Source organism: Halomonas cupida (assembly GCF_900142755.1).
Taxonomy (GTDB): Bacteria; Pseudomonadota; Gammaproteobacteria; order Pseudomonadales; family Halomonadaceae; genus Halomonas; species Halomonas cupida.
Map to the genome: position 1 here is coordinate 393,180 of NZ_FRCA01000003.1, position 13,793 is coordinate 406,972.

General features: G+C 60.2%; 13 protein-coding genes. 9 read left to right on the forward strand and 4 right to left on the reverse strand.

The window, feature by feature from the left end; translation table 11 throughout:
• Positions 1-56: 56 nt before the first annotated feature.
• The 4 genes from minC (at position 57) to sbcB (ending at position 3,751) form a co-directional block, all read left to right on the forward strand.
• Positions 57-806, forward strand: coding sequence for a septum site-determining protein MinC (gene minC, locus BUE38_RS08155; protein ID WP_073434525.1), 750 nt, complete (start codon positions 57-59; stop codon positions 804-806).
• 193 nt (positions 807-999) lie between these two features.
• Positions 1,000-1,818: a septum site-determining protein MinD gene (minD, locus tag BUE38_RS08160; protein ID WP_073434526.1), complete on the forward strand. Its 819-nt coding sequence runs from the start codon at positions 1,000-1,002 to the stop codon at positions 1,816-1,818.
• On the forward strand, positions 1,815-2,066 hold the full coding sequence (gene minE / locus BUE38_RS08165) for a cell division topological specificity factor MinE (protein WP_073434527.1): 252 nt from the start codon (positions 1,815-1,817) through the stop codon (positions 2,064-2,066). Before minD ends, minE begins: the two co-directional genes overlap by 4 nt.
• A 194-nt stretch (positions 2,067-2,260) precedes the next feature.
• Complete coding sequence (sbcB, locus tag BUE38_RS08170; protein ID WP_073434528.1) at positions 2,261-3,751, forward strand: exodeoxyribonuclease I; 1,491 nt, start codon at positions 2,261-2,263, stop codon at positions 3,749-3,751.
• Between the two features lie 141 nt (positions 3,752-3,892).
• Here the strand turns inward: sbcB and BUE38_RS08175 are convergent, their stop codons facing one another.
• The gene (locus BUE38_RS08175) at positions 3,893-6,799 is read right to left on the reverse strand and encodes an insulinase family protein (RefSeq protein ID WP_084541829.1); all 2,907 of its coding nucleotides are present in this window, start codon (positions 6,797-6,799) and stop codon (positions 3,893-3,895) included.
• A gap of 29 nt (positions 6,800-6,828) precedes the next feature.
• On the reverse strand, positions 6,829-7,515 hold the full coding sequence (locus tag BUE38_RS08180) for an SOS response-associated peptidase (RefSeq protein WP_073434530.1): 687 nt from the start codon (positions 7,513-7,515) through the stop codon (positions 6,829-6,831).
• 270 nt (positions 7,516-7,785) lie between these two features.
• Here BUE38_RS08180 and BUE38_RS08185 point away from each other — a divergent pair, with 270 nt between their 5' ends.
• From BUE38_RS08185 to BUE38_RS22910, 3 genes are all read left to right on the forward strand, one after another.
• A complete protein-coding gene (locus tag BUE38_RS08185) occupies positions 7,786-8,406 on the forward strand; it encodes a TetR/AcrR family transcriptional regulator (protein WP_073434531.1) in 621 nt (206 codons plus the stop codon).
• Positions 8,403-9,122: a 1-acyl-sn-glycerol-3-phosphate acyltransferase gene (locus BUE38_RS08190; RefSeq protein ID WP_234986823.1), complete on the forward strand. Its 720-nt coding sequence runs from the start codon at positions 8,403-8,405 to the stop codon at positions 9,120-9,122. The genes BUE38_RS08185 and BUE38_RS08190 overlap by 4 nt, the downstream gene beginning before the upstream one ends.
• A gap of 82 nt (positions 9,123-9,204) precedes the next feature.
• Positions 9,205-9,360, forward strand: a complete 156-nt coding sequence (locus BUE38_RS22910) for a hypothetical protein (protein WP_159438871.1) — start codon at positions 9,205-9,207, stop codon at positions 9,358-9,360.
• Here the strand turns inward: BUE38_RS22910 and BUE38_RS08195 are convergent.
• Both BUE38_RS08195 and BUE38_RS08200 read right to left on the reverse strand, forming a co-directional pair.
• Complete coding sequence (locus BUE38_RS08195) at positions 9,341-10,630, reverse strand: HlyC/CorC family transporter (protein ID WP_073434532.1); 1,290 nt, start codon at positions 10,628-10,630, stop codon at positions 9,341-9,343. The two genes, BUE38_RS22910 and BUE38_RS08195, sit on opposite strands and share 20 nt — an antisense overlap.
• A 75-nt stretch (positions 10,631-10,705) precedes the next feature.
• Complete coding sequence (locus BUE38_RS08200; RefSeq protein WP_073434533.1) at positions 10,706-11,506, reverse strand: cytochrome C assembly family protein; 801 nt, start codon at positions 11,504-11,506, stop codon at positions 10,706-10,708.
• Positions 11,507-11,832: 326 nt separating this feature from the next.
• Here BUE38_RS08200 and ffh point away from each other — a divergent pair, with 326 nt between their 5' ends.
• Together ffh and rpsP are read left to right on the forward strand one after the other, a co-directional pair.
• Positions 11,833-13,242: a signal recognition particle protein gene (gene ffh / locus BUE38_RS08205; protein WP_073434534.1), complete on the forward strand. Its 1,410-nt coding sequence runs from the start codon at positions 11,833-11,835 to the stop codon at positions 13,240-13,242.
• Between the two features lie 201 nt (positions 13,243-13,443).
• Positions 13,444-13,692: a 30S ribosomal protein S16 gene (gene rpsP, locus BUE38_RS08210; protein WP_021818040.1), complete on the forward strand. Its 249-nt coding sequence runs from the start codon at positions 13,444-13,446 to the stop codon at positions 13,690-13,692.
• The last annotated feature ends 101 nt before the right edge of the window (positions 13,693-13,793 follow it).

Below are 13,793 nucleotides of genomic sequence, written 5' to 3' on the forward strand. Positions count from 1 at the left end.
CAGGCTCTCGCTTAGCTTGAAGCCTACCCGACCAACACCTGACGTGGAGTTAGGCAATGAGCCTCAAAGTGGACAGGGACAGCATGGCGTTTACGTTCAAGGGCGGCATGTTGCCGATGACAGTGATGGAGCTTTCCTCGGCGGACCCTGAGCGTATTCGCGAACAGCTGGCCGGAAAACTCTCTCAGTCACCTGCCTTTTTCCAGCACACGCCGGTGGTGCTCAGTGTCGAGAAGGTCGATGAGCCACATCTTGCCCTGGAGCGGATCTGTGCCGTGTGTCGTGCACACAAGCTGTTGCCGGTCGCCGTGCGTGGTGGCGCCGACCCTGTCAAGCAGTCTGCCTGGGCGCTGGGCCTGGGGTGGTTTCCTCCTCAGGAAGAAGCTCGGGCGCGGACTCTGGAAAGTGTGCCCCCGGTGGAGGCCGAGCCGCAGAGCGATGATGTCGAGGTGGAAGCCCTCGAAGCTGCGCCGGCGCCCGGCGGGCGCATCTTTCGAGGCACGGTACGTTCTGGGCAGCAAGTGACGGCTCCGGATGGAGATCTGGTCGTGGTGGGTTCGGTCAATGCCGGTGCTGAATTGCTGGCAGCGGGTAACGTACACGTCTATGGCGCGTTGCGCGGTCGTGCGCTCGCCGGGATTCACGGTGACCACAAGGCAGGCATCTTCTGTCGCGAACTGCGTGCTGAGCTGCTGTCAGTGGCCGGCAACTACAAGCGACTCGAGGACATCGATCCCCAACTGCTGGGTGGATCGGTACAGGTCGCTCTGGAAGATGACCAGCTCTGCATCAAGCCGTTGGCCTAGATAATTCGTCGATGAGACCCGTGCCGAGCCCGAGGGTTCGTGCCTGAATATGCCATCATCGAGGGTACTTGCAGGCTGGCACGACAGGGTATCTGGCGGCGAGACGATCGAGAGCACGGCTCCGAGGACACGTGGATGGCTGCCCATCGGCAGTCATACGGGAAATACCAATTACCAGGACAGGATGTGACACTTGGCCAAGATCATCGTTGTGACTTCCGGCAAGGGCGGGGTCGGTAAGACTACCAGTGCAGCTGCCATCGCCACAGGACTGGCGCTGCGGGGCAACAAGACCGTGGTGATCGACTTTGATGTCGGCCTGCGGAACCTGGACCTGATCATGGGCTGCGAGCGCCGCGTGGTCTATGACCTGGTCAATGTGATCCAGGGGGAAGCTGGACTCAATCAGGCTCTGATTCGTGACAAGCGAGTCGATAATCTGCATATCCTTCCCGCGTCCCAGACGCGGGACAAGGATGCCCTGACCCAGGAAGGTGTGGAAAAGGTGCTGGACACCCTGTCCAGCGACTTCGACTTCATCATCTGCGACTCTCCGGCGGGTATCGAACGTGGTGCTCAGCTGGCCATGTACTTTGCCGACGAGGCGATCGTCGTCACCAACCCCGAAGTTTCGTCGGTACGCGACTCCGACCGCATTCTCGGGCTGTTGTCGTCCAAGACCCGGCGTGCCGAACGCGGCGATGACCCCATCAGAGAGCACCTGCTGATCACGCGTTACAACCCGGGGCGTGTTGATCGAGGTGATATGCTGAATCTCGAGGATATTCGTGAGATTCTGGCGATCAACCTGGTCGGCCTGATTCCCGAGTCTGAAGCGGTACTGAGGGCATCCAACCAGGGTGTCCCGGTGACCCACGATGCTGATAGCGACGCCGGAAAGGCCTATGTCGACACCGTCAGCCGTCTGTTGGATGAGGAGGTGCCGTTGCGTTTTCATGAGTTCCAGAAAAAAGGTCTTCTGAGCCGCATGTTTGGAGGAGGTCGCCGGTGAAACTTCTCGATTTCCTGAAGCGCGAGCGCAAGAAGTCAGCGTCTGTCGCCAAGGAGCGATTACAGATCATCGTTGCCCATCAGCGTAGTCAGCGCGGACAGCCCGACTTCCTGCCGATGCTGGAGAAGGAGTTGCTGGAGGTGATCCGCCGTTACGTGCAGGTGGACGATGATGCCATCAACATGTCGCTTGATAGTGAAGACAACTGCTCGGTACTCGAGTTGAACGTCACGCTGCCACGCGGCTGATCGCTATCAGTATTGTGCCCGCCGTCGATTGCCTCCGAGTGGTGGTGAGGATGTGCGGGCTGCGGTGGTGTTGGCCCCGGTCCCGAAGACCGGGGGCAGGGTGCTGAGCGCTGGGACAGCCTGTGTTAGGCTTGTCTGCTGTTTTTTCCCGGCTGGTTTTTCTCTGGCTGATATTCCCTGGAGAGCTCTCATCCATGGCGCAGTCCAATGCCGCTCCGTTGACCTATCTCTGGCACGATTACGAAACCTTCGGTGCCGATCCGCGGCGTGATCGCCCATCCCAGTTCGCGGCGATTCGTACCGATGCGGATTTCAACGAAATCGGTGAACCGCTGGAGCTGTTCTGTAAACCGGCGGATGACGCGCTGCCTCACCCCATGGCTTGCCTTATCACCGGTATCACACCGCAACAGGCTCGTCGCAAGGGGCTACCGGAAGCCGAATTTGCCGGTGCCATCTTCGATGAGATGAGCGTGCCGGGGACCTGTTCGCTGGGCTACAACAGTCTGCGTTTCGATGATGAAGTCAGTCGCCACCTGTTCTATCGTAACCTCATCGATCCTTATGCTCGGGAATGGCAGAACGGTAATTCGCGCTGGGATCTGATCGATGTCGTGCGCGCCTTTCATGCCCTGCGTCCGGAGGGCATCGAGTGGCCGAAGCGAGAGGACGGTGCAACGAGCTTCCGTCTCGAGGACTTGACCGCAGCCAATGGGATCGAACATGTCGGGGCTCATGACGCGCTGGCCGATGTGCGTGCCACCATTGCCCTCGCAAGGCTGCTGCGTGAAAGGAATGCCAACCTGTTCGACTACCTGCTGACGCTGCGCAACAAGCGCCAGGTGGCTTCGCGGCTGGACCTGGTTCAGCGTAGGCCGGTATTGCATATTTCACGTCGCTACCCGGCCAGTCGTGGATGTAGTGCTCTGGTGTTGCCGCTGGCGGAGCATCCTTCCAACCCCAATGGCGTCATCGTCTTTGACCTGTCGGTGGACCCCGGTGAGTTACTGGAGTTGTCGGCAGAGCAGGTGCGTCAGCGGGTCTTTGTCAGCAACAATGATCTCGCTGAGGGTGCCAGCCGTATTCCGCTGAAGGTCATTCACGTCAACAAGAGCCCGGTGATTTTCCCGCCCAGTGCGCTCAAGGATGTTTCCGGGGCGCGCCAGGGGGAGTACGGCGATATCGTCGAGCGACTCGAGCTGGACATGAACCTGTGTCGTGAACACTACCGGCGCCTGGCCAGTGATCCCGCCATCGCCGACAAGGTCCGTGAAGTATTCGCCGAAGCTCACCCCGAGCCCCCTCGGGATCCCGATCTGATGCTGTATTCCGGTGGTTTCTTCTCGCCGGCGGATCGTCAGCAGATGCAGCGCGTGCGCGAGACGTCCGCCTGGGATCTGGTCGATGCTCGTTTCGCCTTCCAGGACCCGCGCCTCGAGGAAATGCTGTTCCGATACCGGGCGCGCAGTTATCCCGACACCTTGACTGGGGAAGAGCAGGCACGCTGGGAGACTCAGCGCTGGGAGCGGATGAATGATTCGGCGATTTCCAGTCTGACGCTGAAGGATTTTGCCCGGGAGATCGAGCGCCTCAATCAGACATCATTGTCCGACCGGGATCGTCAGGTTCTCGAGGAGATGGTGATGTATGTGGAGTCGATCATGCCGCCTCAGGCATTTGGTTAGGGCTCTGCCCGGCAGGCAACCCTATTGACTTGCAGCGTTCTGCAAATGAGAAGCCCGGCGGATGCCGGGCTTCTACGTTGTGGGAGCCCTCAGCGAGGGGGGAAATGAGGAGCCCTCAGCGAGAGCGGGAACAGGAGGTCCTCAGGGAGATGTGGGACTCGGTGCCTGCTTGAGGTTGGCCGCAGGAATCTCCGAACGGGGAGCGCTGCTCTCCACATCGGCATTACTGTCACCGGGCAGGACCGTGAGGTCAGCCTTGATGTTGGCGATGTTGCTGGGAGTTGCTCCTGGATCGAAGGCCACATCGACCACGTCATGACCCAGCAGGTCGCCCCAGATCGTGGACAGGTCATCGGCACTGACTTCGAGGGCGGCGGCGGCAAGCCGCTGGCGATGATTGAACATCAGGTCACCCCAGGACAATGCTCCCCACAGGCGAGAGGTACGAGCCGAGAGGCTGGTATCACGCACCAGCAGCTCATCGTGCACCGCCTGGCGCCAGGCCGCGAGATCCTCTTCCTCGAGGTTGGACAGCATCTGCGGAACGCCGTTGAGGAAGGCGTCGATGTACTGCCGGAGCTCAGCACTGGAGGTGCTGGGTGACTGTACCAGCATGCTGATACCCGGTGCATAGAGCAGCGGAGAATAGCCGGCATTGACCACGTAGCCAAGTTGCTGTTCGGTACGCAGGCGCTGGTAGAAAGGTGTCTCCAACAACTTGCCGAGCACCGCCAGCTTCGCCTGGGTGGGGACGGACTGGTCGGCCCCCTGCATATATCGCAACAGGATGGACTCCTCTCGCGTTGACTCCGGCGTCAGCGACGGCAGGTCATTGGCGTCCAGCACCACCAGGTCAGGAATATCACCCGCACTCAGTTGAGGTTGCAGCTTGTCGAGCACCTGTTGGGCCTCGTCACGAGCGAGCTCCTCGCCGAGATTGCCCACCACCAGGGCCTGGACATGCAACTGACTCAGGAAGTCGTCGCGGTAGGCGCGGAGGTCGTCGAGGCTGATATCGTCAAGGGCTTCCAGCAGCGCCGGGGTGGACCACTGTGGCCGAATCAGGGCCTCGGACAGCGTGCGTTGTGCCTGGTGATACAGGGGGTCCTGAGGTGCATTGCGCCACTCTCGGGACAGGCCGTAGCGCACACGCTCCAGGTTGGCTTCATCGATCTCGCCATTGAGCAGTTGATCAACCACTTCCTGCATGACCAGTGACTGGCGGTCACGCCAGCCGGTGAAGGACAGCGTCATCCCTCGTGAATGGGCATAGGCGGTATAGCTCTGCCCCGCCAGGCGTGCAGCGTATAGTCGCGCATTGAGGCTGTCATTGAGCCAGCCCGCCAGTAGCTGGGTCATTGCCGACTCGCGGGCCGACTGGCTTGCTTCCGGGTGTTGCAGGCTGATGCGCCAGGAGACCTGAGGGGTGTCGAACTCGCTGTCGGCCTTGTACCAGACATCTGCCTGTGGGCTATCGAGCAGTACGGCAGGAATCTCCTGGTGCGGGTCGAGCAGGGTCAGGTCTGCGGCGATGAAGGGGTTGGGGTCCGGAAGCGACAGCCCGGTCAGTGCCTTGGCTTCTCCCACGTCGGCAGGCACTTCTCGCCAGGCCGTGTCGTAATACTGCGTACGTTGTTCGCTCTCGACCTCCGGGCCGCTGTACAGACGCAACAGGTGCTCGGGCCGCAATGCATCCAGCCAGTGATCAATTTCGCCCCGATCCAGGCCATCCATGCGGTAGCCCGCCTGATTGACGTCCTTGAGCGGATAGTAGGCGAGACTCATGGACAGACGCATGGCTTCATCCAGCGGGTTGCCGTGCTGCTGGAACTGGAAGGCCTGGTGGGCCAGGCTGGCCTGTTCCTCATAGCGTGCTTCGCTGACGCCATGCTGGCGGATCTGCTCGATGGCGGCAAACAGGCTCGCCTGGATACGATCGATATGTTCTGCACCTTCTGGTGTCAGGCTGACATCGACGGTAAACAGGGCATGCTGGCCGTCACCACGAGTAGTGCCGGCGGACAGGCCGTCGGCCCACCCCTGCTTGCGCAGTTGGCTGAGCAGGCTGCCCGGGCCTTCGTGCCCCAGCAGGTTGGCAATGTAGCTATCCGGCTTGGTGCGGTAGCTGAGAATCGGATCATCAACCGGGAACATGAAGCTGATATGGCGACTGTCACGCAACGACTGGACTTCTGCTGCCAGCGGCAGGCGATCAGCATCCACCAGCGGGGTGGTGATTCTTTCGCGCTCCAGATCGCGGTTGGGGACGTCCACGAAGTCTTCGGTGACCATCCGGGTCAATTGATCCAGTGGTAGTGGGGCAACCACGGAGAGGTGCATTACGCCGGCGCCATAATGCTGTTGGTAGAACTGCATGACCCGGTCGCGCAGGCTCGGCTCGTCCTCTGAGCGGTCGGCCAGGGTCTCGGTGCTGCCCACGGAAAAGCCAACGGTCGGATTTTCCGGATTGAGCATCGCGTCGAGTACTTCATCCTGTCGACGGGCATCATCGCGCAGTCGTGCCTGGTACTCGGAGTTGACGACGGTGCGTTCGCTACCCAGTTGGTCAGCGTTGAACAGTGGGTCGATAAAGAAATGACTGAAGCGATCCAGAGCGCCTTCCAGGGCGTCGGGCTCGACGTCGAAGAAGTAGTTGGTATCCCGCGATGCCGTGAAGGCATTGTGGCTCCCGCCATGACGACTGATATACCCCTGATAGGCATCAGGCTCCGGCCAGGCGTCGGTGCCCAGGAACAGCATGTGCTCAAGCAGGTGGGCTAGTCCCTGTAGGTCGCCGGGGTCCTGAGAGCTGCCGACAGCTACATTCATCGAAGCGGCGGCCTTGTCGGCCTCGGGGTCGCTGACCAGCAGGACCTTGAGACCGTTATCGAGCGTCAGGACACGATAGTCGCGCTGATCATGGGGGCTGACGACTGGCGTAACGACCCTTGCCACCTCGTCGGGCACTGACTCCGTGGCGGCTTCGGCGGCAAGAGTGCTGGCAGCCTGAAGGGGCAGTGTGAGAGCACATAGAGTGACAAGCAGCATTGAGCTGCGCCTGCGTGGGGTACTGGCCATCATATCTCCTGTTCGGGCTTGTGGCGCCGCATGATTCCGATGGGATGGGCGCATGATGGATCCTGTTCACGTGGATTGTTCACACGTCTAGATACCGGAAAGGCGCCCAACAGTTCCCCATTTGCTGGCTTGAGCAGGTTGTTGATGATGTCCTCAGGGGTCTGAGGGTCAAGCCAGAGATGGGAATCCTCGGGTCGGATAAGGGCCGGCAGGCGGTCCGATAATGGCTCGAGGAACGTTGGGCTGGGTACGGTGATGAGCGCAAAGGAGTCGTTGTAATCGGTCAGGGTGGTGTGAAAGCGGCACCAGATGCCCGCCAGCAGCATTGGTGACCGGTCAGCTCGGGTAATCAGGTGTGGCTGCTTGTAGCCCGGCCTCGGCTGCCAGGCATAGATGCCCGCGGCAGGGACCAGACAACGCCGCGAGCGGATGGCGTCGCTGAACATTCGCCGCTGCGAGAGGCCTTCGGCGCGGGCGCAATGGGGAGCGTGGTCGAGGACTTTCAGCCACGGTGGAGTCAAGCCCCAGAAGGCATCGCCCAGGGTCGGGCGAGCGGCCTCGAGGCGTATCACCGAAAGCGGTCGACGCGGTGCCATATTGACACCGCTGATGATGCTGGTGGGGACGTAGAGGTCGGGAACCGCCTGCTCGATACAGGCAGGGGGGATGTACAGTCGACCTGTCATGAAATCTCCGGCCAGGAAGCACCCGGCGTCGTGTGTCCACAGTCAGGACAACAGCAATGGGCAGAACGGCATTTACCTTGTGCTGGCGGCCGTCTGGGGTATTCTGTCGAAAACACTGTTCGATTAATGTATCCTGAAGTGCAAACGTAAGGAAGCACTGACCAATTATACAGGTGAAACGGCGTTTTTCGTTGCGATCATGCTGTATCAGGTCAAGACTTTCAGGTATCAACCCTTGTCGCCATCCGGCGTTACTGTGAGAGGAAAGCGATGGCTCGTCCCAGACAGCATGCCCCTGAAGAGCTTCACGCTCAGGTGATGGCGGCCTGCGATGCCTGGCTGAGTGAGCAGCCGGTACATGCGCTGTCGTTGCGCTCTCTGGCGCGTGAGGTGGGTTGTGCGCCGAGTACGCTACTCAAACTCTACGGCAGCTTCAATAACCTGCTTCAGCACGTCAATATCGAGAGTCTGGCCAGCCTGCGTGCGGTGATCGAGCCGCTGCTGGCGGATACCACTCCGCCCGAGGAGCGGCTACGCGCTCTGGCCATGGGCTATTGGAGCTTTGCTCGCGACGCGGCTCATCGCTGGGAGCTGCTGTTCGATTATCCACTGGCCCAGGAAGGTGAGCTGGACCGTCGCCAGTCCGATATGATCGAGGCGCTGTTCTCCCGGGTAGAGGCAGCACTGAAGGAATATCAGCCGCGGCTGGGGGACTTGGAAGCGCGGCGCCTGGCACGCACCCTGTGGGGCAGTGTGCATGGACTGGTACAGCTGGGGTTGAACGACCGTCTGGGATACTGGCAGGGGGGCGCCTTCGGGGCGGATGAGCTCCTTGAGCAACTGCTGTGCACCACTCTGGCTGGCCTTGAGAGGATGCCACAGGATCCGTGAACTCACTCTTTATCTGGGGCGTCGGCACATTACTGGTCGTAGCCTATATCTGGCACTTCACTAGACAGCCTGCCTGGCACATTCGCGGCCTGGTCTACGCGCTGATTCACGTCATGTACCGGCTGCGCTTTCTGGGCCGGAGCAATATTCCCTCTCGTGGCCCTGCGCTTGTGGTGTGCAACCATGTCAGCTTTGTTGATGCGCTGGTGATGGGGGGAGGTAGCCCTCGACCGCTACGCTTCCTGATGGACAAGCCGATCTACGAGTCGAAACGTCTCAATTGGTTGTTTCGCATGGTCGGTGCGATTCCCGTGGAGTCCGATCGCAGCGACCCGGGCAACGTGCGCCGTGCGTTGGATGAAGTGAGCCGAGCACTGCGCAATGGCGATATCGTGATGTTGTTCCCGGAAGGGCGGCTGACGCCGGATGGTGAGACACATACGTTCCGTCGGGGTCTGGACCTGATTCTCCGGCGTGATCCGGTACCGGTCATTCCTGCCGCGCTGTCGGGGCTGTGGGGATCCTGGACATCACATGCTCATGGCCGGGCGCTGAGTCGCTGGCCTCGTCGCTTCCGTGCCCGGGTGGCGCTGTACTTCGGTGAGCCGATAGCGCCGGGCCAGGCAACCCGGCAGTTGCTTGAACAGCAGGTGCTTGAACTCAAGCGGCAAGCGGATGAGTGGGGAGACAATCACCCATCAGAGTCGGAAAGCTAGAGGCTGGTCCAGGTGTTCTGACTCTGGTGTTCTGACTCAGGTGTGCTGGCTTATTGACCCGACATGCTTTCATGTTGGGTTAATGGCGGCACAGGGACGTGCCGCCGTCGGCCATCAGGCCGACGCGAGACCGCACCACACCAGCAGATTCGCGCATCTGCGCCAGTGTGGTGCGGACGACAATCAAATCGATCAGGAAGAGCTATTTGATTGCCATGTCAATAGTTTGTCTCGTTGACCCGGCGGCGCGCCGCCGGCCAGCAACATACCGAGGTGATCAGGTTATCGCGCACATCGAGAATCTCCATGCGGATATTGCCGATCTGCAGGCAGGCCTGGCCATCCGGGAAGGACTCCAGGTATTCCAGAATCAATCCATTGAGGGTCTTGGGACCGTCGGTAGGCAGTTGCCAGCCCAGTGACTTATTGATGTCGCGGACACTGGCAGTGCCGTCAATGACATGGCTGCCATCGGCCTGAGGCAACATGTCCTGTTCGAGGTCGGTGACATCGGTAGTGAACTCACCGACAATCTCCTCGAGGATATCCTCCAGCGTCACCAGGCCTTCCACATCCCCGTACTCATCGACCACGATACCGATGCGTCGCTTCTGCTTCTGGAAGTTGAGCAATTGGGTATGCAGCGGCGTGGACTCGGGAATGAAGTAAGGTTCCCTGGCCTCCTGCACGATCGCCGCCTTGGTGACTTCGTCGCGGGACAGGAAGCGAGCCGCGTTGCGCAGGTGGAGCATGCCGATGATGCTGTTGATGTCGCCCTTGTAGACCGGCAGTCGAGTGTGCTGGCTGGTGCGAATCTGCGCCAGGATATCCTCCAGGTCATCATCCAGGTCGATGCCCACAACCTCGTGTCGCGGAACCATGATGTCGTTGACGGTGACATTCTCGAGATCAAGGATCGACAGCAACATGGCCTGGTGGCGGCGCGGTATCAGGGTGCCGGCCTCATGCACGACGGTGCGCAACTCATCACGGGTCAGATTGTCACCACCGCCTTCGATACTCTTCACGCCCGTCAGTCGAAGCAGGCCGTTGGAGACGATATTGACGATCCAGACCAGCGGATAGAGCAGCTTCAGCAGCGGCTCCAGAATCATCGACGCCGGGTAGGCGATGCGCTCCGGTTTGATGGCCGCAAAGGTCTTGGGCGTCACCTCGGCGAAGATCAGTACCACGATGGTCAACAGTGCCGTGGCGATGGCTGGACCACTGACTTCACCAAAGAAATGGATGGCGATGATAGTGGCAATGGATGCCGCAAGGTTGTTGACGAAGTTGTTGCCGATGAGAATAACGCCGATCAGCCGATCTGGCCGTGTCAGCAGGCGCAGAACACGCTGGGCGTTACGTTGGCCACTATTGGCTTGATGGCTGAGCCGATACCGATTGATCGACATCATGCCGGTTTCGGAACTGGAAAAGAAAGCCGAGAGGGCGATGAGCAGGAACAGCAGGCCAAAAAGTGTTCCTACGGGGAAGTCGTCGCTCAAGTCTTTGAATCCTGGGTCACGGGTAAGCGTCGAGTTTCATGGTCGCGAACCGGGTGTGTCAAGCTGATCGGCGGGTCAGTGGTGCGCCAGCAGCACTTCGAGCACAAACTTGCTTCCGAAATAGGCGAGTAGCAACACGATATATCCTGTCAAGGTCCAGCGCACCGCGCGCATGCCGCGCCAGCCAAGGCGGTGATGACACAGCAGCAGGGTGGCGAAGACCAGCCAGGCCAGCAGTGACAGTACAGTCTTGTGGACCAGGTGTTGGGCGAACATGTCCTCGAGAAACACAACGCCGCTGGCGATCGACAGGGTCAGCAGAACCAGGCCGGCCCAGATCATCTCGAACAGCACGCGCTCCATTGTTGTCAGCGGAGGCAGAGACTGCACTACGCCGCGAATACGGTGATGCTTGAGTGCCTTGTTCTGGATGCCGACCAGAATGGCTTGCAGTGCGGCAATGGCGAGAACGGCGAAGGCCAGTGCAGAGCTGGCAGCGTGCAGGGCGATGCCTGGTGTCATGCCGCTTTCGTTGGTCGGTGTGGGCATCTCGATGCCCAACAGCAGGACGATCCCGGCAAAGGGAAATAACGCAGTGGCTATGTTGAGCACCGGCTTGAACAGGCTGGCGCCAAGCAGCACGATGACAGCAATACCCGTGGCCAGTACCGCACTGGTGGAGAAGCCCGGTAGCAGCGAGCCTTCATGCAGGATCAGGCCTACTGCAATGAGAGCGTGGAGCAGTGCCGCCAGGCTGCCGAGTCCGCGTACCAGCAGGTCTCTGGGCGGCACACGACGTAGCAGGGCAAGGCCCTGCCAGGATGCGGCGGCGATATAGAAAACGAAGGCCATCAAGGCCAGGGGTAAGGCCTGCATGCTGTCCGTACGCCTTTGGTGAATGAGCAGACGGCTCGAAAAAACGTCAACTGGAAAAACGCCAGGCGGAAAACCATCCCGGAATGGCATCCTCGACTGGCCACGAGTTCCTGTAACTGATGAGTCCAGCGTGGGCCTCACTATACCGAATCGAAGTCGCGTCTGACAGTTGCACGGAGATAGCTGCATGGATAGTCCGGCCAACTTGCATGGAGAGTCGTGCCGACAAGGCGTATAATTTCTGCCCAACGCTATAGGAGGTGGCGTCGAAACCACTCTAGTCTTGTGGGACGCCACACCAGGCCATCGCATTCAAGGGGCCATTCATGTTCCAGAATCTCAGTGAGCGTCTGTCGCAGACGCTGAAGTCCATCAAGGGTCAGGCGCGCCTGACCGAGGACAACATCAAGGATACCCTGCGCGAAGTGCGCAAGGCGCTGCTCGAGGCCGACGTGGCGCTGCCGGTGGTCAAGTCCTTCATCGAGCGTGTGCGCGAGCGTGCTGTCGGCCAGGAAGTGTCGCGCAGCCTGTCGCCAGGACAGCAGTTCGTCAAGATCGTCCAGCAGGAGCTGGAAGCGACCATGGGCGAGGCCAATGAGGGGTTGAACCTCAAGGGCTCTCCGGCGGTCGTGCTGATGGCGGGTCTGCAGGGTGCCGGTAAGACCACCTCCGTGGCCAAGCTGGCACGGTATCTGCGCGAGCGTGAGAAGAAGAAGGTGCTGGTGGTGTCTGCCGACGTCTATCGTCCGGCGGCGATCGATCAGCTCGAGACGCTGGCAAAGGAAGTCGAGGTGGACTTCTTCCCGTCACGTTCGGATGAGCAGCCGGTAGCCATTGCCGAGGCGGCCATCAAGCATGCGCGGATCCAGTTCCATGACGTTCTGATCGTTGATACCGCTGGTCGTCTGGCCATCGACGAAGCGATGATGGACGAGATCAAGGCGCTGCATAAGGCCATTGAGCCGTCCGAGACACTGTTCGTCGTCGACTCCATGACCGGTCAGGATGCCGCCAACACCGCGCGTGCCTTTGCTGATGCTCTGCCGCTGACCGGCGTGGTGTTGACCAAGGCCGACGGTGATGCTCGCGGTGGTGCGGCGCTGTCAGTGCGCCATGTGACCGGGCGTCCGATCAAGTTCATGGGTGTCGGCGAGAAGGTCGATGCGCTGGAACCCTTCCACCCTGATCGCGTCGCCTCGCGAATCCTCGGCATGGGCGATGTACTGTCGCTGATCGAGGAAGCCGAGCGTACCGTCGACCGTGGCAAGGCCGAGCAACTGGCACGCAAGGTCAAGAAGGGCCAGGGCTTCGACCTCGAGGATTTTCGGGAGCAGCTCCAGCAGCTCAAGAAGATGGGCGGCATGGGTGGTCTGCTCGGCAAGCTCCCCGGAATGGGGCAGATGGCCGAAATGGCGCAGGGGCCTGGCCCCGAGAAGGAACTCGGCAAGCTCGAGGCGTTGATCAACTCCATGACGCCTCGCGAGCGTCATCAGCCGGATATCATCAACGGTTCACGCAAGCGTCGCATTGCCGCTGGTGCTGGCCTGCAGGTGCCCGACCTCAATCGTCTTCTCAAGCAGCACAAGCAGATGCAGAAGATGATGAAAAAGGCGGGCAAGAAGGGCGGCATGCAGAAGATGATGCGCGGCATGTCTGGAATGATGGGCCCAGGCGGTATGGGTGGCCCAGGTGGCCCTGGCGGTATGGGTGGTCCTGGCGGTATGCCCTGGAAATAGCATGCCCGGCCCTGGTCGGCAGGGCCGAAAAAGGTTCCCATGCGGCATGGTTTTCCGTAGAATGTCGCGTCTTCACTATTGGGTCCGCGTTCAACGCGGCCCTTTTCGTGAGTGAAAAACTCGTTGTGAGTAAAAATTCGGTTTGAAGATTCGTTTCTCCAGCCGTTTCAAAATTGTAATCAACCGAAGGACAGTCAACGTATGGTTACCATTCGTCTGGCACGTGGTGGCGCCAAGAAGCGTCCCTTCTACCACCTGACCGTGACCGACTCCCGCAAATCCCGTGACGGCCGTTTCATCGAGCGTCTGGGTTTCTTCAATCCTGTAGCCCGTGGTCAGGAAGAGCGCCTGCGCGTCGACCTGGATCGCATTGCACATTGGCAGTCTCAGGGCGCCCAGCTGTCTGGCCGCGTTGCTGAACTGGTCAAGGAAGCTCGCAAGCAGGCCTGATCCGGCTGACTTGTGACAAGTAGGTGGTTTCGGCGTGAGCCGGTTTGCCAACAAGCATCATCAAGTCACTGTAGGCCTGGTCCTGGCTCTTGAAGCATTGA